Origin of the sequence: Pseudoalteromonas sp. S327 (genome assembly GCF_005886415.1) — a bacterium.
GTDB classification, from domain to species: domain Bacteria; phylum Pseudomonadota; class Gammaproteobacteria; order Enterobacterales; family Alteromonadaceae; genus Pseudoalteromonas; species Pseudoalteromonas atlantica.
This window is the reverse complement of the sequence record NZ_PNDP01000027.1, coordinates 30176-55172: the sequence shown is the minus strand read 5'-3', so window position 1 is coordinate 55172 and position 24997 is coordinate 30176. Positions and strand designations below refer to the sequence as shown.

Genomic DNA, 24997 nt, shown 5'->3' with positions numbered 1-24997 from the left:
TGGCTTAGCTAATAATGGTGAGTTAATTGAGCTTACTATTGGCAGGTGTATAACTCACTTTTGCACGCTATACGCTCATAAGTGAGTAATCTTATCGCAGCGAATTGCAGAATTTTCCTTACAAAATAATTATTGCAGCTTGGAAAACTTATTGAGTTTGGTGAGCCTGCCACTGCTTTAGCCAACTCATTAAGCCAATGCTGCTTAACGGGTGGCCAAAATAATAACCTTGTGCTGCGTGCGCTTTTAAACTTTTTACAAACTTTAATTGGTCTAAGGTTTCAACGCCCTCAAAAATAACCTTGGTATTTTGTTGGTTATGCATTTCAACCATACCGCCTACTAGGCTGCGAATATTATTTTGATTGCTAAAATCTGCAGTAAGCGATGGCGCCACCTTAATGTATTCAACAGCTAGATTTGGCAGCTTAGAAAGAACAATGGGGTTATCGCCTAGCCCATCAACGCATATTTTTAAACCTATATTATTTAATCGGGCAATCATCGCACGACCCTTATTATCTAAATCTGTGAATATATGCAGCGGGCATTCAACAATTAAATCTCCGTGCTGTAAGTTGTGCTCACTCACCACACTATCTACAAACTCAACAAACTCTTCGTTCAGCATTTCGGGGCCAAATAAGTTAATGCTCAGCGGTATAGCAATTCCCTCTATACGCAACGCCATGGCAAGCTCTGCAGCTCGCTCTATAACAAATTTAGCCAGTGGGTAAGCTAAACCCGCAATATGAATATCATCAATAAATCGGTGGGCAGATAAAATACCTTGTTGAGGGTGCTGCCAACGCAACAGAAGTTCTAAAAACTCAATTTGGCCGTCGTCATTGCGAATAATAGGCTGAAAATAAAGTTCAAGCTCGCTTACAAAATCAATATTAGCCAGCTCTTTTAAACGGGCTTGCTGCTCAAGTTGCTCAACCATCATTTGTTGATGGTACACAACCACAGCTTTTTTAGGCTGACTATCAAGGGCTAAGTATGCACACGATACTAAGTTATCAAAGTTAGCGTCTTGCTCATCGCAATTAACGTAACTCGCCCTTGCTTTTACCTCTACGGTACAATTAGCAACGTTAAACGGCTTAAGTGTTGCGCCAATAATTTGCTCAATGATGTGTTCATGGCTATGTTTGTGCACAGCTAAGCTGCAAATAAAGGCAAAGTTAAGACCGCCTAAATGCGCCAATTTTTCTTGGCCACCTAAATCAATCACGTTGTCGTTATTTAGTAAGTCTTTTATTCTGTTGGCCGATTGAGCCAACAACAAATCACCAAAATCTCTGCCTATGTGCTGATTAACTTGCTCAAACCCTTCTAGACGAACAATCACCAGTGCTGCTTCTAGCTGTTTTTCTTTACACCAGCTGTAATAGCCTTGGCGTAACTGCTGTTTATCTGCAAATGCAGCAAGAGGAGAGTCATCTTGGTACGGCTCAGGCTCATTAATGTTATGCGAATCTTCAACTTTGGGCTCTTCTTCCTCACTCATTAGCCCTACAACCGCTAGCAGAATAATAGCCACCACCACCCAAAATAGGGGCACATCCATAAGTAAATGCGCTGAAAACAAAACCACAAATAGCAACCCTGAAACGGCGCTTGTGATAATCATGCTCCAACTATTACGCTCAAACGCTTGCCATAAATGAAAGCAAAAACCAAAAGCGAGCAATATTGCTAACCAAGCAGCCCCGCTACTTAAAATGGCTAAACCGACAGCGCCTGTACATAAGTAACTAAATTTAATACTGGTATTTTTAACCGCAAATAACGTAGCGACCATCGCCATTAACAGCGCGCCGCTAAAAAATATTGGAAAGTTACTGTCAGTCAAAATACTCAAGCTTACGCCACTCCACTAGCTATAAAATTTAATAAAAGCATGTTAAATATGGACAAAAATAATACAAACTAATTAATTCTACCCAAAATCCATAGATTTAACAGTTTATTTACGCCAAATTGGTAACTTAATTGTGCAGGGTGACCTATTTGCCAGTGCGCAATATCAGCCCTTGCACCAACCTTTAGCACGCCTCTGTCTTTCAAACCTAGTGCCTGCGCTGCATTGCGGGTTACTCCCGCAAGGGCCTGCTCAGGGGTGAGCCTAAATATAGTACACGCCATGTTCATCATTAATTGCACAGAACATAAAGGCGAGGTGCCTGGGTTAAAGTCACTGGCAATAGCAATAGGCACATTGTATTTTTGCAGCAAATCGATGGGAGGGAGCTGTGTTTCTCGTAAAAAATAAAAAGCCCCAGGTAATAAAACAGCCACAGTGCCAGCCTCTGCCATGGCTTTTACGCCGTTTTCATCAAGGTACTCAATATGATCAGCTGAAAGGCCTTTATACTCAGCCACCAGCTGTGCGCCCTGCTGATTAGAAAGCTGCTCAGCATGGCATTTTACCGGCAAGTTATGTTTTGTAGCTGCATCAAACACTTGTTTTGTTTGTGCAAGACTAAAGCCTACATTTTCACAAAATACATCCACAGCATCGGCAAGGTTATTAGCCACTACGTGCTCAAGCATCTGCGTACATACTAAATCTATGTATTCATCTGCACGGCCTTTGTATTCAGGGGGTAGCGCATGTGCACCTAAAAACGTGGTTTTAATATCAATAGGATGATGCTCATTAAGCAAACGCGCCACTTCTAAAATTTTTATTTCGTTTTCAACATCAAGCCCGTATCCCGACTTTATCTCAGCAGTCGTTACGCCCTCGGCAAGTAAAGTGTTTAAGCGATCTTTTGCATCAACAAATAACTGCTCATGATCTGCCGCGCGAGTGGCCTTAACGGTACTGGCTATACCGCCACCTTGTGCAGCTATTTGTTCATAGCTTACACCTTGTAAGCGCTGCTCAAATTCCTCAGCTCGGGAGCCTGCAAATATTAAATGTGTATGGCAATCAATAAGCCCAGGCGTTAACCATTGCCCTTTAATACTTAATGTAGGGGTAGCAAAGGCATCAAAACTGGGTAAGTTTGATTGCTCACCTAACCATACAATTTCGCCGTTTTTAATCGCCAGTGCCGCATTTTCTATAGCCCCATAAGGTGCATCTATTGTGCCATCCATGGTTGCTATGTTGGCATCAGTTAATAATAAGTCGAGATCTTCTAAGGTGTAACCCGTTGTTTTATTTTGCATACTTAGCTCCCTAACGTGCTTAAAATACAGTCTAACAATACACCTTGTATATACAAGATAATTATGCCATCTTTATTAAATAGTTTATTTTAAGTACAGCTAATAATAGTAATGACCACACCTAAATTTGCACAAATAAAACAATTTATTGTCGATAAAATAAAAAATGGCGCATGGCAAGAAAACCAACGTGTCCCTTCAGAAAACGAGCTTAGCAGCCAATTTTCTGTAAGCCGTATGACCGCAAGACGTGCACTGAGCGAATTAACAGATGCCGGTATTTTAACGCGCAGCCAAGGGTTAGGTACGTTTGTAGCAAGTTTTAAATCGCAGTCGTCACTACTTGAAATTAAAAACATAGCCGATGAAGTAAAAGAACGTAACGGGCAATACAGCTGTAGTGTGCAAGTGCTTGAATCAATCAATGCGGTAGCACCCATAGCCATTGCGCTTGGCGTTGAAGTAGATAGCCTGGTGTATCGCAGTGTGCTTGTACACAATGAGAACGACAAACCACTGCAAGTTGAAGAGCGATTTGTAAACCCAGCTTTAGCCGCGGGTTATTTACAACAAGACTTTAGCGCCCTCACCCCGCATGAATACTTATCGAGCGTAGCGCCGCTCACACAAGCGCGCCACACAGTGGAAGCGGTTATGCCCAACTCGCAAATGTGCCAATGGCTTAACCTGTATAACGAAGAGCCCTGCTTACAGGTTATTCGTCGTACTTGGTCTACAAAAGGCATAGTGAGCTTTGCTCGCTTAGTATCACCGGGCAGTAAATACCGTTTGGGCGGGCACTTAACATTTAAAAAATAATAACAACGTAACGCTCAAGGGCGTTTTTTTGTAGCTGACCATCTTGTATATACAACAGGAGAAATTCATGAACAACCGGCTCGACACACACCGAGAAATCCGCGCGCCTCATGGCGATAAAATTAGCGCTAAAAGTTGGCAAACCGAAGCCGCTAAACGCATGTTAATGAACAATTTAGACCCTGATGTGGCAGAGCACCCTCACGCGTTAGTGGTATATGGCGGTATTGGCCGTGCGGCAAGAGACTGGCCAAGCTTTGATAAAATAATTGAAACCCTTGATAGGCTCGAAAACGACGAAACCCTGCTTGTGCAATCGGGTAAGCCCGTGGGCGTATTTAAAACCCACGAAAACGCGCCGCGCGTTCTCATTGCTAATTCTAACCTGGTGCCACATTGGGCAAATTGGGAGCACTTTAATGAGCTCGATAAAAAAGGCTTAATGATGTATGGGCAAATGACCGCGGGCTCTTGGATTTATATTGGCTCACAAGGCATAGTGCAAGGCACTTACGAAACCTTTGTAGCAATGGCAAAACAACACTTTGGCGGTAATGCAAAAGGTAAATGGGTTTTAACAGCAGGCCTTGGCGGTATGGGAGGTGCCCAACCACTCGCCGCGACGATGGCAGGTTTTAGCGCATTAGTTGTGGAATGCGACGAAACCCGTATCGATTTTCGAATTAAAACCGGCTACGTTGATGTAAAAGCCACGACACTTGAGCACGCGCTTGAGCTAGTTACCGATGCTTGCATTAAAGGTAAGGCGTTATCGGTAGGCTTATTAGGTAATGCTGCCGATATTTTTACTGCACTGGCAAACAGCAATATTACCCCTGATATAGTGACCGACCAAACCTCAGCGCACGACCCACTCAACGGCTACCTACCGCAAGGTTGGAGCATGCAACACGCAGCAAAAATGCGTGAACAAAACCCACAGGCAGTGGTTAAAGCCGCTAAGCAATCTATGGCAGTGCAAGTAAACGCCATGCTAGCACTTCAAAAAGCCGGTGCTGCCACTACCGACTATGGCAATAACATTCGCCAAATGGCATTTGAAGAAGGCGTTACCAACGCATTTGATTTTCCGGGCTTTGTGCCTGCTTATATCCGTCCGTTATTTTGTGAAGGAATTGGCCCATTTAGATGGGTTGCGCTTTCAGGCGACCCCGAAGACATTTATAAAACCGATGCAAAAGTGAAAGAGCTTATCGCAGAAGATACCCACTTACATAACTGGCTTGATATGGCGCGTGAGCGCATTCAATTTCAGGGTTTGCCAGCGCGTATATGCTGGGTTGGTTTAAAAAACCGAGCTCGCCTTGCACTGGCCTTTAACGACATGGTTAAAAATGGCGAGCTTAAAGCGCCGGTTGTAATTGGTCGCGATCATCTCGACTCTGGCTCTGTAGCAAGCCCCAACCGTGAAACCGAAAGTATGCAAGATGGCTCAGACGCCGTTTCTGATTGGCCGCTACTTAATGCTTTGCTTAATACTGCGGGTGGCGCAACGTGGGTGTCGCTGCACCATGGCGGCGGAGTGGGTATGGGCTTTAGCCAGCACGCAGGCGTAGTTATTGTTGCAGATGGTAGTGAACAAGCCGCACAACGCATAGCTCGCGTGCTTTGGAACGACCCTGCTACCGGCGTTATGCGCCATGCTGATGCAGGCTACGACATTGCAAAAAATTGCGCGCAAGAGCACCACCTAGATCTCCCTATGCTAAACAAGGAATAGTCATGATTTCACACACTCTCACACCAGGGCAGTTAGATTTAAGCACCCTAAGAAAAATTAATGACTCAGCTGTCACACTTAACTTAGTAGATGGTGCCAGTACACCAATAGCGGCCAGTGCACAAACTGTTCAAAACGTAATAAACAAACGCCAAACGGTGTACGGTATTAACACCGGCTTTGGCTTATTAGCCAATACAAAAATAGCAGATGACGAACTTGAGCTACTGCAGCGTAGTATTGTACTTTCGCATGCTGCCGGTATTGGGGAGTTCATGGACGACAGCACTGTAAGACTAATGATGACCTTAAAAGTAAACTCTTTGTCTCGGGGCTACTCAGGGATACGCCTAGAGGTGATCGCATTTTTTATGCAACTACTGTGCAGTGAAGTGTACCCGTGCGTACCACAAAAAGGGTCTGTGGGTGCTTCGGGCGATTTAGCGCCTCTTGCTCATATGTGCCTTCCACTATTAGGTGAAGGCAAAATGCGCCACAAAGGTGAAATTATAAGTGCTGCTCAAGGGTTAAAAATTGCCAATCTTTCACCTCTTACATTAGGCGCAAAAGAAGGGCTAGCACTGTTAAATGGTACACAAGCCTCTACCGCGTTTGCGTTACAAGGGCTTTTCAAAGCAGAAGATTTATATGCACAAAGCTGTGTTATAGGCTCTATTAGTATAGAAGCTGCAATGGGTAGCCGTGCGCCCTTTGATGCACGCATTCACGAAATACGGGGGCAACGCGGGCAAATTGATACGGCCAGTGTATTTAGAGAGCTACTTAGTACTGAATCACAAATTAGCCAATCTCACGTAAACTGCGAAAAAGTACAAGACCCTTACTGCCTTCGCTGCCAACCTCAGGTACTCGGCGCGTGTTTAACACAAATTCGCCACGCCGCAGAAGTGTTGTTATGTGAATCAAACGGCGTTACCGATAACCCGCTGGTATTTGCCGATGTGGGCGATATTATATCCGGTGGTAACTTTCATGCAGAGCCCGTTGCCATGGCCGCCGATAACTTAGCCATTGCGATTGCCGAAATAGGCGCGCTGGCAGAGCGAAGAATCGCGCTACTTATTGATTCAAACCTCTCTACACTGCCACCTTTTTTAGTTGAAAACGGCGGAGTTAACTCAGGTTTTATGATTGCCCAAGTAACCGCAGCTGCGCTTGCCTCCGAGAACAAATCGCTTGCGCACCCCGCCTCGGTAGACAGCCTGCCAACATCAGCAAATCAAGAAGATCATGTCTCTATGGCCACGTTTGCAGCAAGGCGCTTAAAGGAAATGGCCAATAACACCCGCGGGGTATTAGCAATTGAATGGCTTGGAGCTGCTCAAGGGCTTGAGTTTAGAGCCCCACTAAAACCTTCACAGCAAGTAGAAAAAGCAAAAGCTCTGCTGCGCGAGCATGTAAGTTACTACGATAAAGACCGCTACTTTGCCCCCGATATAGACGCAACCAATACGCTTTTAGCACAAGGAGCATTGTGCGACTTTATTCACCACAACCCACTACCATCGCATTTTAAATTCCATGCTGATAACTAAAACCTAACGCCTCAATTGCTGAGCCAAGTACTTTGCGCTCAGCACTTTCATTACTGGTAAAGGTTGGCATTTCGCCGCCATGCTCTGCACACTTTTGTGCATAATAATTCGCTTTAGTTGGGTGCGATGGATTTACCACGTTATAAATATTTTGCCCCGAATTATAGTTTTCTATTACCGCAAAAATGGCGTTTATCACATCTTGTTGATGCACCATATTAACCACCTGCTGGCTCGATGAATTTAATTCTTTCCCAGCAACAAAGCGCCCCGGCTCGCGGTTAGGCCCTAATAACCCTGCTAAACGCAGTACTTTACCATCTTGCTCAAGCACCTTTTCTTCGCCATCGTACAGTTTTATTTGTCGCTCATTGGTACAACTTATTTCACTGCTTTCAGTGTAAACACCTGGCTCTTGGTCGTACACACCGGTAGATGAGCACAAAATAAAGCCCTTTGCATTTAATTGTTTAGAAAGTGAAAGTGCAGCGCTTAGTGTTTCTGGGTAGTTACTTTCACTGTGTCTGCTTCGTGGGGGGATTGCACACACCCAGTAAGCATCGTGTAAATCTATTTGGTGTATTAGCTGCCCATCAATCAAGACAAATTGACGCTGAAAATCGTCTGTGTGCTCATCACTTCTATGCGTACCTTGTACCTGCCAACCCGCCTGTTTAGCTTGTAGGCACAAAGTATGACCCAACCAGCCTGCGCCTAATACTACTAATTTATTAGCTTTTGTTTCCATTTTTGCATAACCCTTCATTTTAAACGCATAATTAGTGCTTTTTATCTAACTTCATAGAGATTTAAAGTAAGATATGATTAGATACAACCTACTAAAAAACAATAATACGTGCACTTATGCTAAATAATTTATCATTACGGAAGAAAATATTATTATTGATTGGTGGCACCATCACCATTTTGCTAATTATTGCTTCAACATTTTTTGTAAATCACATCGCTAACCTTTCCAGAGTAAACATTGAGCGCGAAGCTCAAAGCTACCTACAAAGCGAACAACTTTCAATGCAAAGCTACTTTGCAAAGTATGGCAAACTGGTTTCTACGTTTGTTAATAACCCGCATTTAGTTAATTTTTTTGAAAATTGGGATACTCGCGACCAGCCGATTAAAAATGCCCCCGGCTACAACGAAGTTAATCAAGACTTTGTACGCATTAGCTCAAATGACGAAAATGTACTGTCGGCGTTTTTCGCATCAGCAACCACCGGTGAATACTTTAAAGAAAACGAGCGTACCAGCCATTACAATGGCCAACCTTACTACGCCTATAAACGTGGTTGGTGGCAAGAAGCCCTGCAAATTAATAAACTTTACGTAGGCCCTATATCGGTCGATTTAACCACTGGGGTTGCCTCAGCAGTTGTACAACAGCCGGTATACAACGCACAGCGTAAACTTATTGGTATGGGCGGCGTTGATTTACAGCTTAATAAAATCAACGATATGGTTGAAGGTATTCGCTTTAACGGCCAAGGCTATGGCTTTTTACTCGATGGCAATCAAAAGGTTGTACACTTTTCAAATGCTACCGGCCATAAGCTGTCTAACACCGACGAAGGCCCTAAAGGTAAAGAAGGGCTAGATGGCCTTGAAAGCCAGTTTAATAATACTTCAGGCTTTACAGAGCTTAACGCACAAATGCGTAATAACCTCGAAGGCAGCCAATTGGTGACCTTAAAAGGAGAAGAGTATTATGTGGTGTATCATCGCTTACAACTAGAGCAACCTTATCTAGATTGGTATGTAGGTATACTGATCCCAACCAGCATGATTGAAGCCCCCGTTAATGAGGCGGTTACCACCACAACCACCGCAGTGGTGATTATTTTAGTGATCATTCTAGCGATGATATTATGGGCAACCCACATGATCTCGCAGCCTATTACCACCTTAACTAATATAATGCGTGATATTGCATCGGGCGAAGGCGATTTAACCCAAAAGATTAATATTACCAGCCAGGATGAGGTCGGCCAGCTTGCCAATCACATGAATACATTCATTGATAAGCTGCGCGCCATGATGCTAGAAACAGCCGCACAAGCTGAGCAGTTAACCAATGCCGCAGCGCAACTTAAAAACGTGTCTGCTCAAACCAACACCGAAATACAGCAAGAAAAACAACAAGTAGACAGCGTAAGTGCCGCCGTGACCGAAATGGCCAGCACTGTACTTGAAATATCGCGTAACGCACAGCATACCAACAGCGCCGCCGAAGAAGTACAAGCTATTACTGCCGAAGGGGCTGACCGCTCAACTCAAGCACAACGTGTGATGACCGAACTTGCGCTACACATAGGTGAAGCGTCTAAAGTGGTAGCAGGGCTTGAGCAAGAAAGTAATAACATTGGTGCATTGGTGGATGTAATTAACTCCATTGCCGATCAAACTAACTTACTTGCTCTAAATGCCGCCATTGAAGCTGCGCGTGCAGGTGAGCATGGCCGTGGTTTTGCGGTAGTTGCTGATGAAGTACGTTCACTGGCAAGCCGTACGCAAGAATCAACAGACGATATTCGTAATATGATTTCTCGCTTACAGCAAATTGCCCAACAAGCGTCGGTAATGATGCTACAAGGGCAAGAGCAAACTGAAGGCTCAGTATCGCAAACAAAAGAAGTACTAAGTTCATTACAAAACATTGCTCAGTCGGTAACTAAAGTGCAAGACCAAAGCCACCAAATTGCCACTTCAACTGAGCAACAAACCGTTGTCGCAGAGGACATTAATACCAGCCTTGCAGCAATTAATGGCTTAGTAAACAGCACAGCTGATCACGCACACATTTTAGCAGATGAAGCGCGCGATTTAAGCGATCTTGCTGTTGCCTTAAACAAAACGGTTAATCAGTTTAAACTTTAAAAAGCACAGCGTAATAAGGTGGGTAACTAAGTATAAATTAACCCACCTAGGGTGTGTTGAGCTTTGTAGATTGAATGAATTTCAATCACCCAAGGCCTGCATGCCCTAGCACTCTTGTTTTTAAATTTTTTAACACCATATCTTCACAACTTGCTGCTATTTTTTAGCGTAATTAAATCAGTTAAAGTGGTTTTTACGCATCAGATCAAATTTTTCTGTTTTTAATACACATCTTTTAGTTGAGATAGTTTGTTGTTTGGCAGAGTCTGGTATAGTAGCACACGTATTAAACAGTGCTTTGAGGCTCTTTAATACAAAATTGCTAATTAATATGTTCTACAGGTTATGTAAAAGTACATATTAATTACCAATTGTAAAAAATGGGTTAGCCGACACTCGGTTAACAAAGAATACATTGTAACGGTTTTATCATGATATCTAATTTATTTACCAAGATTTTTGGTAGTCGCAATGACCGCACTATTAAAAACCTAAGAAAGACGGTCGCGCTAATTAATGCGCTAGAAACGCAATTAGAAGCGCTTTCTGATGAAGATTTAAGAGCTAAGACAGCTGAGTTTAGAGAACGTTACGATAACGGACAAAGCCTTGACGACATTCTACCTGAAGCATTTGCTGTGGTACGCGAAGCGTCAAAGCGTGTAAATGGCATGCGTCACTTTGACGTACAGCTATTAGGCGGCATGGTTTTACATCAAGGTCGTATTGCAGAAATGCGCACCGGTGAAGGTAAAACCCTCACAGCCACACTTCCAGCCTACTTAAATGGCTTAACAGGCAAAGGCGTGCACGTAATTACCGTGAACGACTACCTTGCTAAACGTGATGCTGAAACAAACCGCGAGTTATTTGAGTTCTTAGGCCTTACTGTGGGCTGTAACGTACCAGGCATGATGCCACAACAGAAAAAACAAGCTTATACTGCTGACATTACCTACGGTACAAATAACGAATTTGGTTTTGACTACCTACGTGACAACATGGCATTTAGCATTGATGAGCGTGTACAGCGCCCACTGTTTTATGCGGTAGTGGATGAAGTGGATTCAATCTTAATTGATGAAGCGCGTACACCACTTATTATCTCAGGCCCAGCTGAAGATAGCTCTGAGCTATACATCGAAATCAATAAAATTGTGCCGCTTTTAGAACTTCAAGAAAAAGAAGACGAAGAAGGCATTGAAGGCGATGGCGATTACACAATTGACGAAAAGTCTAAGCAAGTTCATTTAACTGAGCGCGGTCAAATTAAAGTAGAAGACCTACTTACTGAACGTGGCTTGATTGAAGAAGGCGACTCGCTATACTCAGCCGGTAGTATTACCTTACTGAGCCATGTGTATGCCGCACTTCGTGCCCACAAGCTTTATCAAAAAGATGTTGATTACGTTGTTAAAGAAAACGAAGTTATCATTATCGATGAGCACACAGGGCGCTCAATGGAAGGTCGTCGTTGGTCTGAAGGTTTACACCAAGCTGTTGAAGCTAAAGAAGGTGTAAAAATTCAAAACGAGAACCAAACACTGGCTTCAATCACGTTCCAAAACTACTTCCGTTTATACGAAACTTTAGCCGGTATGACAGGTACAGCCGATACTGAGGCATTTGAGTTTCAATCTATTTACGGCCTAGACACGGTTGTTATGCCAACTAATAAGCCGATGATCCGTGATGATCGCGCCGATTTAGTTTACCTAACACAAGAAGAAAAATACGAAGCTATTTTAGCCGATATTAAAGATTGCCAAGAGCGCGGACAGCCTGTGCTTGTAGGTACTATTTCGATTGAAAGCTCTGAGTATTTATCGCAGTTTTTGCGCAAAGAAAAAATTAAGCACAACGTACTTAATGCTAAATTCCACGCGCAAGAAGCTGACATCGTATCGGATGCAGGTTTACCAGGTACTGTAACAATTGCAACCAACATGGCCGGTCGTGGTACCGATATTGTGCTTGGTGGTAACTGGAACAGCGAAGTTGAAAAACTAGAAAACCCAACAGATGAGCAAATTGCTGAAATTAAAGCGGCGTGGAAAATTCGCCACGATGCAGTAATTGACGCTGGCGGTTTACATATTATTGGTACTGAGCGTCATGAATCGCGCCGTATAGATAACCAATTACGTGGCCGTGCTGGTCGTCAGGGTGATGCCGGCTCTAGCCGTTTTTACTTATCGATGGATGATGCGCTAATGCGTATATTTGCCGGCGAGCGCATGACTAACATGATGCGTAAACTAGGCATGCAACGCGGCGAAGCCATTGAGCACCCTTGGGTTAACCGTGCAATTGAAAACGCTCAGCGTAAAGTAGAAGCACGCAACTTTGATGTACGTAAGCAATTACTTGAGTACGATGATGTAGCAAACGATCAACGTCGTGTTGTTTACTCTCAACGTAACGAGCTGCTTGAAGAAGGCGATATTTCAGAAACCATTACAGCAATCCGTGGGGACGTACTCGCAGGTGTTATTGATCAATACATTGCACCACAAAGCCTTGCTGAAATGTGGGATATACCAGGCCTTGAAGAGCGCTTAAAACAAGACTTCCTGATTGAGCTGCCTATCACGCAGTGGTTAGCTGATGACAATAAACTATACGAAGAAAAACTTCGTGAGCGTATTGAGCAAGCGGTTGAGCAAGCTTACAAGCAAAAAGAAGAGCAAGTTGGCGACTCTGTACTACGTCAGTTTGAAAAAGCGATTATGCTTCAAAGTCTTGATCAGCACTGGAAAGATCACCTTGCTGCAATGGATCATTTACGCCAAGGTATTCACTTACGTGGCTATGCACAAAAGAATCCTAAGCAAGAATATAAGCGCGAGTCGTTTGAGCTATTCACCGAAATGCTTGAAAACTTAAAAGTTGATGTAGTGGGCATTTTAAGTAAAGTACAAGTTCGTGCCGAAGAAGATGTTGAAAAAGTAGAAGAGCAACACCGTAAAAGTGAAAATGCCCCTCGCGAGTACCAACACGAAGAAGCTGAACATGTAGGCGGTGAAGCACCTCAAAGCGCAACTGTAATGGCAAGAACAGCGCCTAAAGTTGGCCGTAACGATCCGTGTCCGTGTGGCTCAGGACAAAAGTTTAAGCAATGTTGTGGTAAATTAAAGTAACGACGCATTGTATGTAATTAAAAAGCGACGCTAGCGTCGCTTTTTTTATGGAGAAAAAACATGACAACAAAAATTGTAAATGTAGCGGTAGGCGTAATAAAAAAAAATAACGCCATCTTTATCTGCAAGCGCGCTGATGAGCAACATCAAGGTGGCTTATGGGAATTTCCAGGCGGGAAAGTAGAAGCTGGCGAGAGCGTATTTGCTGCACTTAAGCGTGAGCTAAGCGAAGAAGTTGGCATTACCATTCATAGCTCTAGCCAACTTATGGTAATTGAACATGACTATGGCGATAAATGTGTAAAACTTGATATTCACGTTGTGAGTAACTTTAGCGGTGAAGCACATGGCGCCGAAGGGCAACCAAGTGAATGGGTCGCTATTAATCAGCTTAGTAACTATGAGTTCCCTGCTGCTAACGCTGAGATTATCGAAAAAATACAAGCGCGATACGCCTAAAGCACATGAATACAGCAATACAAAATAAATTAAGTGAGCTATTAGCGCTAAACCCTGAGCTTACTCAGGTGAGCTCTTTAGGCAGCGGACATATAAACACCACGTGGCTGTTAACTAATGCTGCGCAGCAATTTGTTGTTCAAAAGCTCAATACTCATGTATTTAAAAACCCAGCACAACTGGTCAATAACGCCCAGTTAATTGAGCAGCACCTAAGCGCTAAACAACAAGCAAATACTTACCCGCTCGACATTGTTAAGCATATAAGTACTTGCCAAGGTGAATACCTTATTACAATTAACAACGCGTACTATCGCGTGCTTAATTTTATTAGCCAAAGTATTAGCGAAGATGTGGTTACAGAGCCCCATCACGCACAGCAAGCCGCATTTGCATTTGGCACCTTTACACGTGCCTTGCTCGATTTTGACGCATCAAGTCTCTACCCTGTTATTACTGACTTTCATAACTTAGCTATGCGCTTTGAGCAGCTTAATACAGCTATTAGCACCGCCACTAAAGAGCGGCTCCAGCAGTGTAAAAACGACATTGACTACTGCATTGCACAACAGCATTTAGTAAAAGAACTCGCTGACGTAACAGCCGATTTGCCCACCCGAGTGTGCCACAACGACACTAAAATAAATAATATGCTGTATTGCAGCAATACATATAAAGCAAAAGCAGTTATCGATTTAGATACATGTATGGCAGGCTTTTTATTATATGACTTTGGAGACATGGTGCGCACATTTTGCTGCGCTGAGGCAGAAGATTCGATTAATATTGATAAAGTGGTTATTCGCAAAGAGGTATTTACAGCGCTTGTTAAAGGCTACCTTGCCCCCCTTAAATCGGCTATTAGCAACAAAGAGCAAGCAAGTTTGCTACTTGGCGCTAAAGTTATGCCGCTAATGCTCAGTGTGCGGTTTTTAACTGATTACTTAAATAACGACGTGTACTTTAAAACCACCCATGCAGAACATAATTTAGAACGTGCGCAAAACCAGCTGGCTTTGTATAAAAATATTTTAAGCAATCAAAGCTGGATGCATAAAACACTCATGCAGTAGCCCTAAATTAAGTATTATTGCGCATTGGTATTAGTACTCAGTATTTAAATATAAAAAAGCCAGCAAGCTAAACACTTACTGGCTTTTATTTATCAACCTAAATGCTGGCTAATTTATCTCTTAACCAGATTCAAGTTAACTAAAAGGCTATCAATTACCAAATTTTTACGCGGTCTTCTGGTTTGATATACATTTTGTCGCCTTCTTTTACGTCAAACGCTTGGTAAAACTCAGGCATGTTCGACAAGATACCGATAACACGGTAATGACTTGGTGAATGCGGGTCTGTCATTAAGCGGTTACGTAGCTCTTCATCGCGGTACTTACGACGCCAAATTTGTGACCAACCCATAAAGAAACGCTGATCGCCGGTGTAGCCATCAATAACAGGCGCTTTGTTCTCACCTAACGATAATTGATACGCCTTATAAGCCACCGTTAAACCACCTAGGTCGCCAATGTTTTCGCCAAGGGTAAGCTCGCCGTTAACACCCGCATCTTCAAACGGTTTATATTCGTTGTATTGCGCTACTAACGCACCGGTACGCTCTTCAAACTGTTTAAGGTCAGACTCACTCCACCAGTTACGTAAGTTACCGTCACCATCGTATTTAGCACCTTGGTCGTCAAAACCGTGACCTAGCTCGTGGCCAATTACTGCGCCAATTGCACCGTAGTTTACAGCGTCATCGGCTTCTAAATTAAAGAACGGTGGCTGTAAAATAGCAGCTGGGAATACAATTTCGTTATTTACTGGATTGTAGTAAGCATTCACTGTTTGTGGCGTCATGTGCCACTCAGAGCGGTCCACTGGCTTGCCTAATTTAGCAATCATGTCGCTATAAGCCCACTGGCTGTAACGTATGTAGTTACCCACTAATTCATCAGGGTTAATGCTCAGCTGTGAGTAGTCTTTCCACTTATCTGGGTAGCCAATTTTTGGGGTAAATTTGTTTAGCTTTTCTTGGGCTGCAAGCTTGGTTTCAGGGCTCATCCACTCAAGGTTTTCAATAGCAACGCCGTAACCTTTAATAACGTTATCTACCAGCTCTTCCATACGTGCTTTTGCTTCAGGCGGGAAGTTATCTTTTACGTATACTTTACCTAAAATTTCGCCAAGTACGCTGTTAGATGCATCAACCGCTTTTTTCCAAAGTGGCGCTTGCTCTTTTACGCCACGTAATGTGGTGCTGTAAAAATCAAATTTAAGATCAACCAAGTCAGTGCTCAGTAACTGCGCGTAACCACTTACAAAATGAAACTTTAAGTAGTTTTTCCACGTTGCTAAATCTGTTTCTTTGTACACATCAGCAAACCCTTCTAAGTAGCTTGGCTGACGTACAATAATGTCTGAGGTATCTACCCCAGCACTTTTGAAAAATGCAGCTAAATCAAAGTCGCCTGTTAGCTTATTTGCCTCAGCTACGGTCATTTTATTGTATGACTTAGTTGCATCACGGCTTTGTACTCGGCTCCATTGCGCCTCAGCTAAAGCGCTTTCAAATGCGATAACGTTTTTCGCGGCATCAGCGGCATTTTCAACGCCAGATTTAGCTAAAATATCGGTTATGTATTGCTCGTAAGATGCGCGAATTTTAGTAAATTTTTCATCATCTTTTAAGTAATAGTCACGATCAGGTAAGCCAAGTCCAGATTGCGATAAGTACAACGCGTATTCACTTGAATTTTTAGCGTCGTTATTTACAAACCAGCCAAATGGTAAGCTCGCACCTTGCTGCTGAATTTTAGCCATTAAAGGAGCAAGGTCAGCTTTTGAATCTAGGCTATCAATGGTATTAAGTGAAGGTTGTAAAGGTGTAATACCTAACTCATCACGTGTGTCTTTATCCATGTAGCTTTTGTAAAAAGCACCAATTTTGTACTCATCGCTGCCTTTTTTAGCACTGCTATTATTAGCGGCACTTTCAAGCGCTGTTTTCATCGCTTTTTGCGACTCGTCGTATAACTGTGTAAACGAGCCGTAGTTCGACTTATCGCCAGGGATCTCTGTTTTAGCAAGCCACTGTCCATTTACATGGTAATAAAAGTCATCTTGTGCACGAACCGACTCATCCATATTGGCAAGGTTTACACCTAGCTCAAGCGTTTTTTCTGCCGGTGCTGTAACGGCAGCGGTGTCGGCCACTTGCGTTTCTTGTTGTTTTTCACCGCAACCTACTAGGCCCAGTGCAAGTGCGATACTTGCAGCGGTAATAGTTACTTTTTTCATAATTATTCCGTTTGTTAGTAAAGAATAAAATATCTATTTCATTAAACTATTGCATGCCAGAGAAAAAATAAAAGCGCCCTGCAATGCTTTCACTTAATGAAATTAATATTTAGGCGGTTAAAACAACACGCCGAATTTGTATGATAAACCCCATTAAAGAAACAATAAAATAGAATATGTAACAAAGTATTTTCTATGAGACGAGGTAACAAAATAGCCCTACCAACAACCATAATCGCGCTTTTGCGAGTTATTTTTTACCATGGCGAGCAAGGCGCTCTAGCTTTTCTTTCAGCGAAGGGGGCGCTGATGCGGCAATGGCATTAAGGTAATCTGAAGTTTGCTGGCTCATTTTTCTTGAATTGCCAGGTGCTTTACCTGCGGGGCCGGGTTTATCTGCAGTTGGGCTTAAGCGCGCTGTTGCTTGAGGGTTTGCAACAATTTTAATTTGTCCGAGCTCTGCCATGCCTGCCGCTCTAAAATGCGACTGCATATCCATTTTTAAATAATTAAGTTTAAGGGCAATTGCCGCCGATACAGCTTCAATCATCAACGTGCCATCGCGGTAATTACTCACACGGCATTTTTCAGCAAGCTTTGGGCCTAAAAACTCTTTAAGCAACACCTGTTGCTTATCAAGCGCTTGGCTTTTACCTGCATAGGCTGATAAGCGATTATTAAGGCCTGCCATAATGTCAGTCAGGGGTTTTGGTGCGTACCTATCTTTAGCCATTCAACACCTCAAAAATTTAAATAGAGCACGTTTAAGCCAAGCGATTAAATGCTCGGCTTTAATATGTGCTTTTATATTATATCAATTCGCTTAATTAAGTATTATTGCTAATTGCTATTAAGCGCCTGCTATTTGCATTTGCTCTATAAGTACTGAGCCGGTTTGAATGCCGCCTCTGCGCTCAATATCGCCCCCTATGGCCGAAATACCTTTAAACATGTCTTTTAAATTTCCGGCAATGGTAATTTCACTAACAGGGTACTGAATTTCACCGTTTTCTACCCAAAAACCAGCTGCTCCACGCGAGTAGTCACCCGTAACGGTGTTTACGCCTTGCCCCATCAGCTCGGTAACTAATAAGCCTGTTCCCATGGTTTTTAATAAAGCCGATAAATCGTTGTGCGTTTGCTCAACTAACCAGTTATGAATACCGCCTGCATGGCCTGTTGGAGCCATATTTAGTTTACGCGCTGCATAACTTGCTAATAAGTACGTTTGCAGCTCACCGCCTTGAATAATTTCACGGTCAATCGTTTTTACCCCTTCGCTATCAAAAGGCGACGACGCTAATCCTTTTAATATATGAGGACGCTCAGCAATATTAACGCTCTTACTAAATACTTGAGTGCCTAGGCTGTCGAGTAAAAAGCTCGATTTACGATAAAGCGCCCCGCCGCCAATTGCCGACACTAAATGGCCAAACAATGAGTTGGCAATATCGGCTCTAAAAATAACAGGGACTTTCATAGTACCCAGCTTTTGGCTATTTAGTTTAGCCAGAGTTTCGGTGGCGGCTTCTAGGCCTACCGCAGCGGCGTCGTTAAGTCCGCCCTGATCGCGAGCAACAGTATAAGCAGAGTCGCGCTGCATGTGCTCGCCTTCTTTGCCTATTACCATAGTGCTAATGCTGTGGCGCGTACGTGGAAAACCAGCAATTAAACCATGGCTATTACCATACACACGTAAGCCTTGGTGCGATGAAAAACTTGCACCATCTGAATTAACAATACGCTCATCAGCATTTAAAGCGGCTTGCTCTGCAGCGTGACATAGCTCAATACCTTGCTCAGGGCTTACATCCCACGGATGATATAAATCAAGGTCCTTAGGGGCAAACTCGAGCAATTCTTTATCGGCAATACCATTAAAAGGGTCGTCTGAGGTAAATTTGGCAATATCAATGGCTTTTTCTACTACCGTGCGCAGTGTTTTTGGGTTTAGATCAGCAGTAGACGCCGAGCCTTTATTATTCCCTACATAAACACTGATACCTAAACCACCATCTTGGTTAAACTCTATGGTTTCTACTTCACCCATGCGTGTGCTTACCGATAAACCCGATGTGCTAGACATAGCAGCTTCTGCGGCAGTGGCACCCAATTTTTTAGCATGCTCGAGCACTTCAGCTACGGCATCTTTTACTTGAGAGATTTGAGAATAAATTGGATCGTGTTGTTGGCTTTTCATAAATTAAGTCCTGAGCCTTAAGGCAATATTGCACGCATTTCTTATCTTTAAATGCTAACACACTCACTGCACCACATCAGCTAATATTAATCACTAAAAGAATCGCGTATAATGGCAAAAGTTATTTTTACTTAAGAGCACCCCATGGCGAAGAAAAAAGGCAAGCCTGCTGAAATTGAAGAAGAAATTATTTACGTATCAAAAAGTGAACTAAAGCGCGACGCGCAAGAGTTTCATCAGTTAGGTTCTGAAATTGCTAAAATGGGGAAAAAGCAACGCGAACGCTTACCACTCAATGACGATTTGAAAGCAGCCATGGTAGTTGCTGATAAAATCAGTAATAAGAGCGATGCGTACCGCCGCCACTTAAATTACATTGCTAAAACGCTACGCACAGTAGAAAACGTTGAAGAAATTAAAGCCATTATTGATGTAATGCTTAATAAAAATAACCAAGCTGAGGTTTTAATTAAAAAAATTGAGCAATTACGTACCGACTTAATTGAGCAAGGCGATGATTTAATTAACGAAACTATTGAGCAATACCCAACCCTTGAGCGCCAAAAAATGCGCCAATTGGTACGCAACGCCGCTAAAGAAGTTAAAGCTGAAAAGCCAGGCAAGGGCTATAAAGAATTGTTTCAATACTTAAAAGATGCCCACAACATAACGTATTAACAAAAAATACTATTTTAAAAAGGTGCTTAGGCACCTTTTTTGTTGTAGATCAAAACCCCTCCCTTAAAAGCTTTTTATACTCAACACCTCATTAATACATAAGGTGCGCGTGATGATAAAGCTTCCAAAATGGGATCAAACTCTTATAAATAAGTATAACGTGTCAGGGCCACGCTATACCTCCTACCCCACCGCTTTATCTTTAAGCGAGGGGTATCAGCAACAAGACCTTGTTAGCGCTATAAAATCATCCTCTAGTCGCTCACTTTCTTTATATATTCATATCCCATTTTGCAGTGAGCTTTGCTATTACTGCGGATGTAACAAGGTGATCACACGCCATCAGTCTAAAGCCGATGTATATTTAGATTATTTAACAAAAGAAATAGCAGCGCATGCCCCTTTATTTAAACACTACACAGTGGAGCAATTACATTTAGGGGGTGGTACGCCAACCTTTTTAACTGTAAAGCAAATGACGCGCTTAATTAACTTATTAGAGCAGCACTTTCACTTTACCCGCAACACTGAGCGAGGCATTGAAATAGACCCACGCTCCCTTACTAAAGATATGCTTATACACTTACGGGTTTTAGGCTTTAACCGCGTATCCTTTGGTATTCAAGATTTTAACGATGAGGTACAGCAAGCGGTTAACCGCACGCAGCAAGTAGATACCGTTAAAGCACTGATAACCCAAGCCCGCGAGCTTGGCTTTAAGTCTATAAATGCAGATATGATTTATGGCCTACCTAAACAAACACCCCACAGCTTTGAAAAAACAATAGCGCAACTAATTGCCTTAAACCCAGATAGAGTCTCTGTATTTAATTACGCACATTTACCAGAGCACTTTGCAGCGCAACGTAAAATAAAAGAGGCTGACTTACCCAGTGCCCACGACAAGCTAACCATGTTTAAAAACACCTTGGCGCAAATGACCTTTGCAGGCTATCAGTTTATTGGTATGGATCATTTTGCAAAAGCCGACAACGAACTTGCAGTCGCGCAAAATAAAGGGCAGCTACATCGCAACTTTCAGGGCTATACCACTCACGGTAATTGCGACTTATTAGGTTTAGGGGTCTCGTCTATTTCGCAAATTGGCACGGCCATTTTACAAAACCAAAAAGTGCTTAAGCATTATTATCACGCAATTGAAACGCAAGCCGGCAGTGCTATACATAAAGGAATGCATTTAACGCACGATGATGTAATACGCGCGGAGGCTATTAAATCACTTATTTGCCAGTTTGAATTAGACACGCACGCATTTTCGAAAAAGCATTCTATACATTTTAATGAGTATTTTGCGGATGCGCTGTTAGCGCTAAAGCCTTTAATAGACGATGACATGGTGCATATAAACGATAAGGTAATACGCGTCACGCCTCGCGGAAATCTATTTATTCGTATTATATGTATGTGCTTTGATGCTCACTTACAAAAGCAAATAAGTAAAACCCGTTTCTCACGTGTGATTTAATTAGTGCTATACCAATTCGCTTATCACGTTTGAGGTGGTAAAAACGTGTCGATAAGCAGGCATAAAAAAAGCAGACCTGAGTCTGCTTTTGTATTTTCTATAGGGTTTAATTAAACACGATGTTTTCGCTGCCCGGCGCAGCTTTAAACTCAACAATGATTTTGTCGCAATCTGCTTTAATCTCATCACTAAAGTTTTCTTCAGCTCGCCAACGTGCTGTATCTTGCTTAAAAATCTCTTTTTTAGAGTATTTTTTGCGTGCATCGTGAGTCGGCATTTCTTTCACAACGTTATACATTTTATAAATGCCTGGGTACGCTAGCGTTAAATCTCGCTCATCTTCAAAAGCGTACTGAGACATTAAAACCCAAATTCGTAAACAGCCTTCAGAGTACTCACATTGCTCTTCAGCCATTGCACGAGCAATTAGATGAATGCTATCTGCAAGTTTAGCGTTACGCTTTAAGCGCGACTGCTTAAGCTTTTGCTGTTGCTCTGCTTGCTTTTGCGCAATTAACTTTTTTTGCGCGTTAAGCTTATAGAGCAACTGACCTGCATAAAATGCTAAGCCAGCAATAATAACAGCACCTACAAACAAGGCTACAATCACTGCGGTACTCATTAAGCGCCCTTACTATTTGTCGTCATCATCATCTAGCCACTCATTGGCTAAATCATCTGAAAGGTACTTATCGAAATCTGAGTTACCGTCGCTTTCGAAGTTATCTTCAAAATCATCTTCAAACTCGTCTTCATCTTCGATACCTAGTAACTTACAAAGTACTTGGTGGCGAGCAATACGGCTATTAAAGTACTTCGCATCTTTACCCGTCAGCATTTCACCTTGCTCATGGCGCTCAACGAGCTTAAGTAAACGCTCATCGTTTTCAAGCGCTTCTAGCTCTTGCTCAGGCGTAAGCTCTGGCTCTGTAACCTTTTTAAGCTCAACTGTTGGCTTTAAGTTACGCTTCATTTCTACTTGCGGCTGTGGTGCACTAGCCACTAAAGGCACGGCTTTTTTACTGCCGACGCGCTTATCTTTTGGCGCTGAGTTTGCTTTTTTAGTATCGCTATCTAATAGCTCAGGTGCATTACGAGAACCAGGCTTAGCGCCCTTTGGCTTTTTAACTCGTTGCTCTTTTAACGCACGCATTTCTTTAAGCTTATCTTGGCTTAAACGAACAGGGCCGTTTGAAGGAATTTTGCGTGATTTTTTCTTTCTACTCATATCTTGATCATCTCACTTAAGAGGTTTTGAGCGAGGCACATAACATGAGCATCGCAGTGCTGGCCTAGCCAGAAGAATTCGATTTGCGCATTAAAGCTTGGGTTGCTCGTTGAATTAGCGCATTAGCTTATTGCTAAACGGTGGGTATTGTAACAGGACAAATAAAAAGGCGGTAGAGAAAACATCTCTACCGCCTACTAATCTGAGCGCCATTATCTGGACACTTCTCCCTTCGACTTTTTTTAGTCTTTATTATTTTTATTATTATCAGTCCGTATTGTTATTATTTTAACCTTCCTTGTTACATTCCATTTTGTTTTTATTATTAAACTTCCTTGAGATTTTATTATTTACGGTCATCCTGACGCTTTCTTGTTATTTCCTTTTGTAGCACCTTCAATGTGCTATTCAGTCGTGTCGCGCCATTTTCCTTTAGCATAATCCATGTTGTTATTGTTGTTTTGCGACAGTGGTTAATTTACCCGTTAATATTTTTGTTACAACTGGTTTATATAATTTTTCTTACATAGAGCACATATAAAAAACAAAAAACTTATAACAAACATAAATTTAACTGTAAAAATATTTTTAAAATAAGTTATTTCTTACAAAAGAGCATGGCAAATGTCTCACAAACTAAAGGGTGATATCGTTAAAATGTGGACACAAAAAAAGCAGCGTAAGCTGCTTTTTAATCATATTACATAGTATTACACTAGCTAATACTAGATAAATACGACTTTAGTGTAAGCCACCTAAGTATTGAGATAGTACTTCAATATCTTTATCAGTTAGCTTTTTCGCTATATCTTGCATCATACCGTTATGGTCGTTTTTACGGGTTCCATCACGAAACTTCTCTAGCTGAGCTTTAATGTACTCTGGGTGCTGAAAAGAAATTTTAGGAAACTTAGCAAGAGACGAACCATTGCCTCGCGGACCATGACACGCCGCACAAGCCGGAATACCACGTTCAGCATCGCCTGCTTTGTAAAGCATTTGACCAACTTCAACCACGTCTTTAGGGGTGGCGCCTTCAGTCATGTTCAATGAAGAAAAATAAGCAGATAGGTCTTTCATGTCTTGTTCGCTAAGTGGCATAGCCATCGCGCTCATTACAGGATCCATACGGCCTTCTTTACCGCCTGAAGTCATACCTAATTTTAAATCCTTAAGTTGTTTAAGGATGTAATCTGGGTGCTGGCCTGCAAGTTTAGGGTAAATATTAACCGGTGCATTACCGTCTGGGCCGTGACAAGCCGCACACGTTGCTGATTTTTCTTTACCTGCGTTTACATCGCCATCAAATGCTGTTGCGTTGCTTGCTGACAACGCACCAAGCAATATTGTTAAAGATAGTGCTATTTTTTTCATGGTGAATTCTCTGTTTCCGACCCTGTATCATCTACAATATGGATGTTGTAATTCATGTATTCTACACGATAAAAAATTCTCTGGCACGTTTTCTACTCATATTAAGCTTATAATTTATAGGGTTTTGACCTAGATTAACCTTTAAGCAGCTTTAATAGTGCCATTTATAGAGTTTTTAGGTGTTTAAATACGCTTTTTAATACATCCTTTATAGTATAAAATACGCGCCCTGAGTGAATTTAGCTCAATAAGATTAACTTTTACGTTTTTAGGAGAGCCTGTGCTCAAATCTCGTATCAAATATAATACTGCGTCTTTTGTAACAAGCGCGCCAGACATCACTAAATTACCTGCTGATACGGGAATTGAAGTCGCGTTTGCAGGTCGCTCTAATGCAGGTAAGTCAAGTGCTCTTAATGCACTGACAGATCAAAAACTTGCTCGTACCAGTAAAACGCCAGGTCGTACGCAGTTAATCAACACCTTTGAGTTAGGTGAAGTAGACGATATGCGCTTAATCGACTTACCCGGTTATGGTTTTGCTAAAGTACCTATTGAAATGAAAAAGAAGTGGCAAAAGTCACTGGGTGAGTACCTACAAAAACGTCAAAGTTTAAAAGGTATTGTTATATTAATGGATATTCGCCACCCATTAAAAGATTTAGACAAAGATCTAATTAACTGGGCTATTGGCAGCGAAATCCCGGTATTGGCGCTTTTAACTAAAGCCGATAAGCTCAAGCAAGGTGCGCGTAAAGCACAAGTACTGCAAGTACGCCGCGAATTAAGTGAACTAGACGGTGACATCACTGTACACGCTTTTTCATCACTTAAGGGAACAGGTTTACCGGAAGTCGCTAAAAAGCTAGATGAGTGGTATTTAGGACCAATTGTGGCTGTAGCACCGCAAAGTGATGAAGACAGCTCAGACGCTTAAA

19 protein-coding genes are annotated in these 24997 nt (G+C 42.4%); 10 read left to right on the top strand and 9 right to left on the bottom strand.

Annotated elements, in window-relative coordinates; genetic code table 11:
* Positions 1-148: 148 nt before the first annotated feature.
* Positions 149-1813, bottom strand: a complete 1665-nt coding sequence (locus CWB60_RS09010; protein WP_029771746.1) for a GGDEF domain-containing phosphodiesterase — start codon at positions 1811-1813, stop codon at positions 149-151.
* Between the two features lie 122 nt (positions 1814-1935).
* Positions 1936-3183 (bottom strand): imidazolonepropionase, encoded by a 1248-nt coding sequence (gene hutI, locus CWB60_RS09005; RefSeq protein WP_138577691.1) that lies wholly within the window; start codon positions 3181-3183, stop codon positions 1936-1938.
* Between the two features lie 111 nt (positions 3184-3294).
* Here hutI and hutC point away from each other — a divergent pair, with 111 nt between their 5' ends.
* The 3 genes from hutC to hutH all read left to right on the top strand — a co-directional run bounded on the left by hutC (position 3295) and on the right by hutH (position 7299).
* Complete coding sequence (hutC, locus tag CWB60_RS09000; protein WP_054982938.1) at positions 3295-4002, top strand: histidine utilization transcriptional repressor HutC; 708 nt, start codon at positions 3295-3297, stop codon at positions 4000-4002.
* 67 nt (positions 4003-4069) lie between these two features.
* The gene (hutU, locus tag CWB60_RS08995) at positions 4070-5743 is read left to right on the top strand and encodes a urocanate hydratase (protein ID WP_024032171.1); all 1674 of its coding nucleotides are present in this window, start codon (positions 4070-4072) and stop codon (positions 5741-5743) included.
* Positions 5744-5745: 2 nt separating this feature from the next.
* Positions 5746-7299: a histidine ammonia-lyase gene (gene hutH / locus CWB60_RS08990; protein WP_138577689.1), complete on the top strand. Its 1554-nt coding sequence runs from the start codon at positions 5746-5748 to the stop codon at positions 7297-7299.
* Here hutH and CWB60_RS08985 read toward each other — a convergent pair.
* A complete protein-coding gene (locus CWB60_RS08985) occupies positions 7277-8047 on the bottom strand; it encodes a Rossmann-fold NAD(P)-binding domain-containing protein (protein WP_004589323.1) in 771 nt (256 codons plus the stop codon). The genes hutH and CWB60_RS08985 overlap by 23 nt on opposite strands.
* 116 nt (positions 8048-8163) lie before the next feature.
* Between CWB60_RS08985 and CWB60_RS08980 the strand changes: the two genes are divergently transcribed.
* From CWB60_RS08980 to CWB60_RS08965, 4 genes are all read left to right on the top strand, one after another.
* Positions 8164-10191 (top strand): methyl-accepting chemotaxis protein, encoded by a 2028-nt coding sequence (locus tag CWB60_RS08980; protein ID WP_029773386.1) that lies wholly within the window; start codon positions 8164-8166, stop codon positions 10189-10191.
* 431 nt (positions 10192-10622) lie between these two features.
* Positions 10623-13331, top strand: coding sequence for a preprotein translocase subunit SecA (gene secA / locus CWB60_RS08975; RefSeq protein WP_138577687.1), 2709 nt, complete (start codon positions 10623-10625; stop codon positions 13329-13331).
* A gap of 60 nt (positions 13332-13391) precedes the next feature.
* Positions 13392-13790 carry an 8-oxo-dGTP diphosphatase MutT gene (mutT, locus tag CWB60_RS08970; RefSeq protein ID WP_029773387.1) on the top strand — a complete coding sequence of 133 codons (399 nt, stop codon included), beginning with the start codon at positions 13392-13394 and terminating at the stop codon, positions 13788-13790.
* Between the two features lie 5 nt (positions 13791-13795).
* Positions 13796-14863, top strand: a complete 1068-nt coding sequence (locus CWB60_RS08965; protein ID WP_138577685.1) for a phosphotransferase enzyme family protein — start codon at positions 13796-13798, stop codon at positions 14861-14863.
* Between the two features lie 154 nt (positions 14864-15017).
* Here CWB60_RS08965 and CWB60_RS08960 read toward each other — a convergent pair whose 3' ends face one another.
* From CWB60_RS08960 to pmbA, 3 genes are all read right to left on the bottom strand, one after another.
* On the bottom strand, positions 15018-17093 hold the full coding sequence (locus CWB60_RS08960) for a M13 family metallopeptidase (RefSeq protein WP_138577683.1): 2076 nt from the start codon (positions 17091-17093) through the stop codon (positions 15018-15020).
* A gap of 250 nt (positions 17094-17343) precedes the next feature.
* Positions 17344-17826 carry a DciA family protein gene (locus tag CWB60_RS08955; RefSeq protein WP_004589317.1) on the bottom strand — a complete coding sequence of 161 codons (483 nt, stop codon included), beginning with the start codon at positions 17824-17826 and terminating at the stop codon, positions 17344-17346.
* 117 nt (positions 17827-17943) lie between these two features.
* Positions 17944-19293, bottom strand: a complete 1350-nt coding sequence (gene pmbA, locus CWB60_RS08950) for a metalloprotease PmbA (RefSeq protein WP_029773391.1) — start codon at positions 19291-19293, stop codon at positions 17944-17946.
* A 144-nt stretch (positions 19294-19437) separates the two neighbouring features.
* On the opposite strand from pmbA, the gene yjgA reads away from it, so the two are divergent.
* The gene (gene yjgA / locus CWB60_RS08945) at positions 19438-19971 is read left to right on the top strand and encodes a ribosome biogenesis factor YjgA (RefSeq protein WP_004589315.1); all 534 of its coding nucleotides are present in this window, start codon (positions 19438-19440) and stop codon (positions 19969-19971) included.
* 112 nt (positions 19972-20083) lie between these two features.
* Positions 20084-21457: an oxygen-independent coproporphyrinogen III oxidase gene (hemN, locus tag CWB60_RS08940; protein WP_138577681.1), complete on the top strand. Its 1374-nt coding sequence runs from the start codon at positions 20084-20086 to the stop codon at positions 21455-21457.
* Between the two features lie 106 nt (positions 21458-21563).
* On the opposite strand, the gene CWB60_RS08935 is transcribed toward hemN, so the two are convergent.
* From CWB60_RS08935 to CWB60_RS08925, 3 genes are all read right to left on the bottom strand, one after another.
* A complete protein-coding gene (locus tag CWB60_RS08935; protein WP_004589313.1) occupies positions 21564-22079 on the bottom strand; it encodes a DUF2489 domain-containing protein in 516 nt (171 codons plus the stop codon).
* Between the two features lie 12 nt (positions 22080-22091).
* Positions 22092-22685, bottom strand: coding sequence for a Der GTPase-activating protein YihI (gene yihI / locus CWB60_RS08930; protein ID WP_054982946.1), 594 nt, complete (start codon positions 22683-22685; stop codon positions 22092-22094).
* Between the two features lie 741 nt (positions 22686-23426).
* Positions 23427-24059 (bottom strand): c-type cytochrome, encoded by a 633-nt coding sequence (locus tag CWB60_RS08925; protein ID WP_004589311.1) that lies wholly within the window; start codon positions 24057-24059, stop codon positions 23427-23429.
* A 280-nt stretch (positions 24060-24339) separates the two neighbouring features.
* Here CWB60_RS08925 and yihA point away from each other — a divergent pair, with 280 nt between their 5' ends.
* Positions 24340-24996: a ribosome biogenesis GTP-binding protein YihA/YsxC gene (gene yihA / locus CWB60_RS08920; protein ID WP_054982948.1), complete on the top strand. Its 657-nt coding sequence runs from the start codon at positions 24340-24342 to the stop codon at positions 24994-24996.
* Position 24997: the final 1 nt, after the last annotated feature.

What these genes read in the sequence shown, in the direction of transcription:
- CWB60_RS08925 (WP_004589311.1), bottom strand. Translation starts at nt 24,059, where the DNA reads ATGAAAAAAATAGCACTATCTTTAACAATATTGCTTGGTGCGTTGTCA.
- CWB60_RS09010 (WP_029771746.1), bottom strand. Translation starts at nt 1,813, where the DNA reads ATGGCGATGGTCGCTACGTTATTTGCGGTTAAAAATACCAGTATTAAA.
- CWB60_RS08935 (WP_004589313.1), bottom strand. Translation starts at nt 22,079, where the DNA reads ATGAGTACCGCAGTGATTGTAGCCTTGTTTGTAGGTGCTGTTATTATT.
- yjgA (WP_004589315.1), top strand. Translation starts at nt 19,438, where the DNA reads ATGGCGAAGAAAAAAGGCAAGCCTGCTGAAATTGAAGAAGAAATTATT.
- mutT (WP_029773387.1), top strand. Translation starts at nt 13,392, where the DNA reads ATGACAACAAAAATTGTAAATGTAGCGGTAGGCGTAATAAAAAAAAAT.
- hutC (WP_054982938.1), top strand. Translation starts at nt 3,295, where the DNA reads ATGACCACACCTAAATTTGCACAAATAAAACAATTTATTGTCGATAAA.
- hutH (WP_138577689.1), top strand. Translation starts at nt 5,746, where the DNA reads ATGATTTCACACACTCTCACACCAGGGCAGTTAGATTTAAGCACCCTA.
- CWB60_RS08965 (WP_138577685.1), top strand. Translation starts at nt 13,796, where the DNA reads ATGAATACAGCAATACAAAATAAATTAAGTGAGCTATTAGCGCTAAAC.
- hemN (WP_138577681.1), top strand. Translation starts at nt 20,084, where the DNA reads ATGATAAAGCTTCCAAAATGGGATCAAACTCTTATAAATAAGTATAAC.
- CWB60_RS08955 (WP_004589317.1), bottom strand. Translation starts at nt 17,826, where the DNA reads ATGGCTAAAGATAGGTACGCACCAAAACCCCTGACTGACATTATGGCA.
- yihI (WP_054982946.1), bottom strand. Translation starts at nt 22,685, where the DNA reads ATGAGTAGAAAGAAAAAATCACGCAAAATTCCTTCAAACGGCCCTGTT.
- CWB60_RS08980 (WP_029773386.1), top strand. Translation starts at nt 8,164, where the DNA reads ATGCTAAATAATTTATCATTACGGAAGAAAATATTATTATTGATTGGT.
- CWB60_RS08960 (WP_138577683.1), bottom strand. Translation starts at nt 17,093, where the DNA reads ATGAAAAAAGTAACTATTACCGCTGCAAGTATCGCACTTGCACTGGGC.
- CWB60_RS08985 (WP_004589323.1), bottom strand. Translation starts at nt 8,047, where the DNA reads ATGGAAACAAAAGCTAATAAATTAGTAGTATTAGGCGCAGGCTGGTTG.
- hutU (WP_024032171.1), top strand. Translation starts at nt 4,070, where the DNA reads ATGAACAACCGGCTCGACACACACCGAGAAATCCGCGCGCCTCATGGC.
- pmbA (WP_029773391.1), bottom strand. Translation starts at nt 19,293, where the DNA reads ATGAAAAGCCAACAACACGATCCAATTTATTCTCAAATCTCTCAAGTA.
- hutI (WP_138577691.1), bottom strand. Translation starts at nt 3,183, where the DNA reads ATGCAAAATAAAACAACGGGTTACACCTTAGAAGATCTCGACTTATTA.
- secA (WP_138577687.1), top strand. Translation starts at nt 10,623, where the DNA reads ATGATATCTAATTTATTTACCAAGATTTTTGGTAGTCGCAATGACCGC.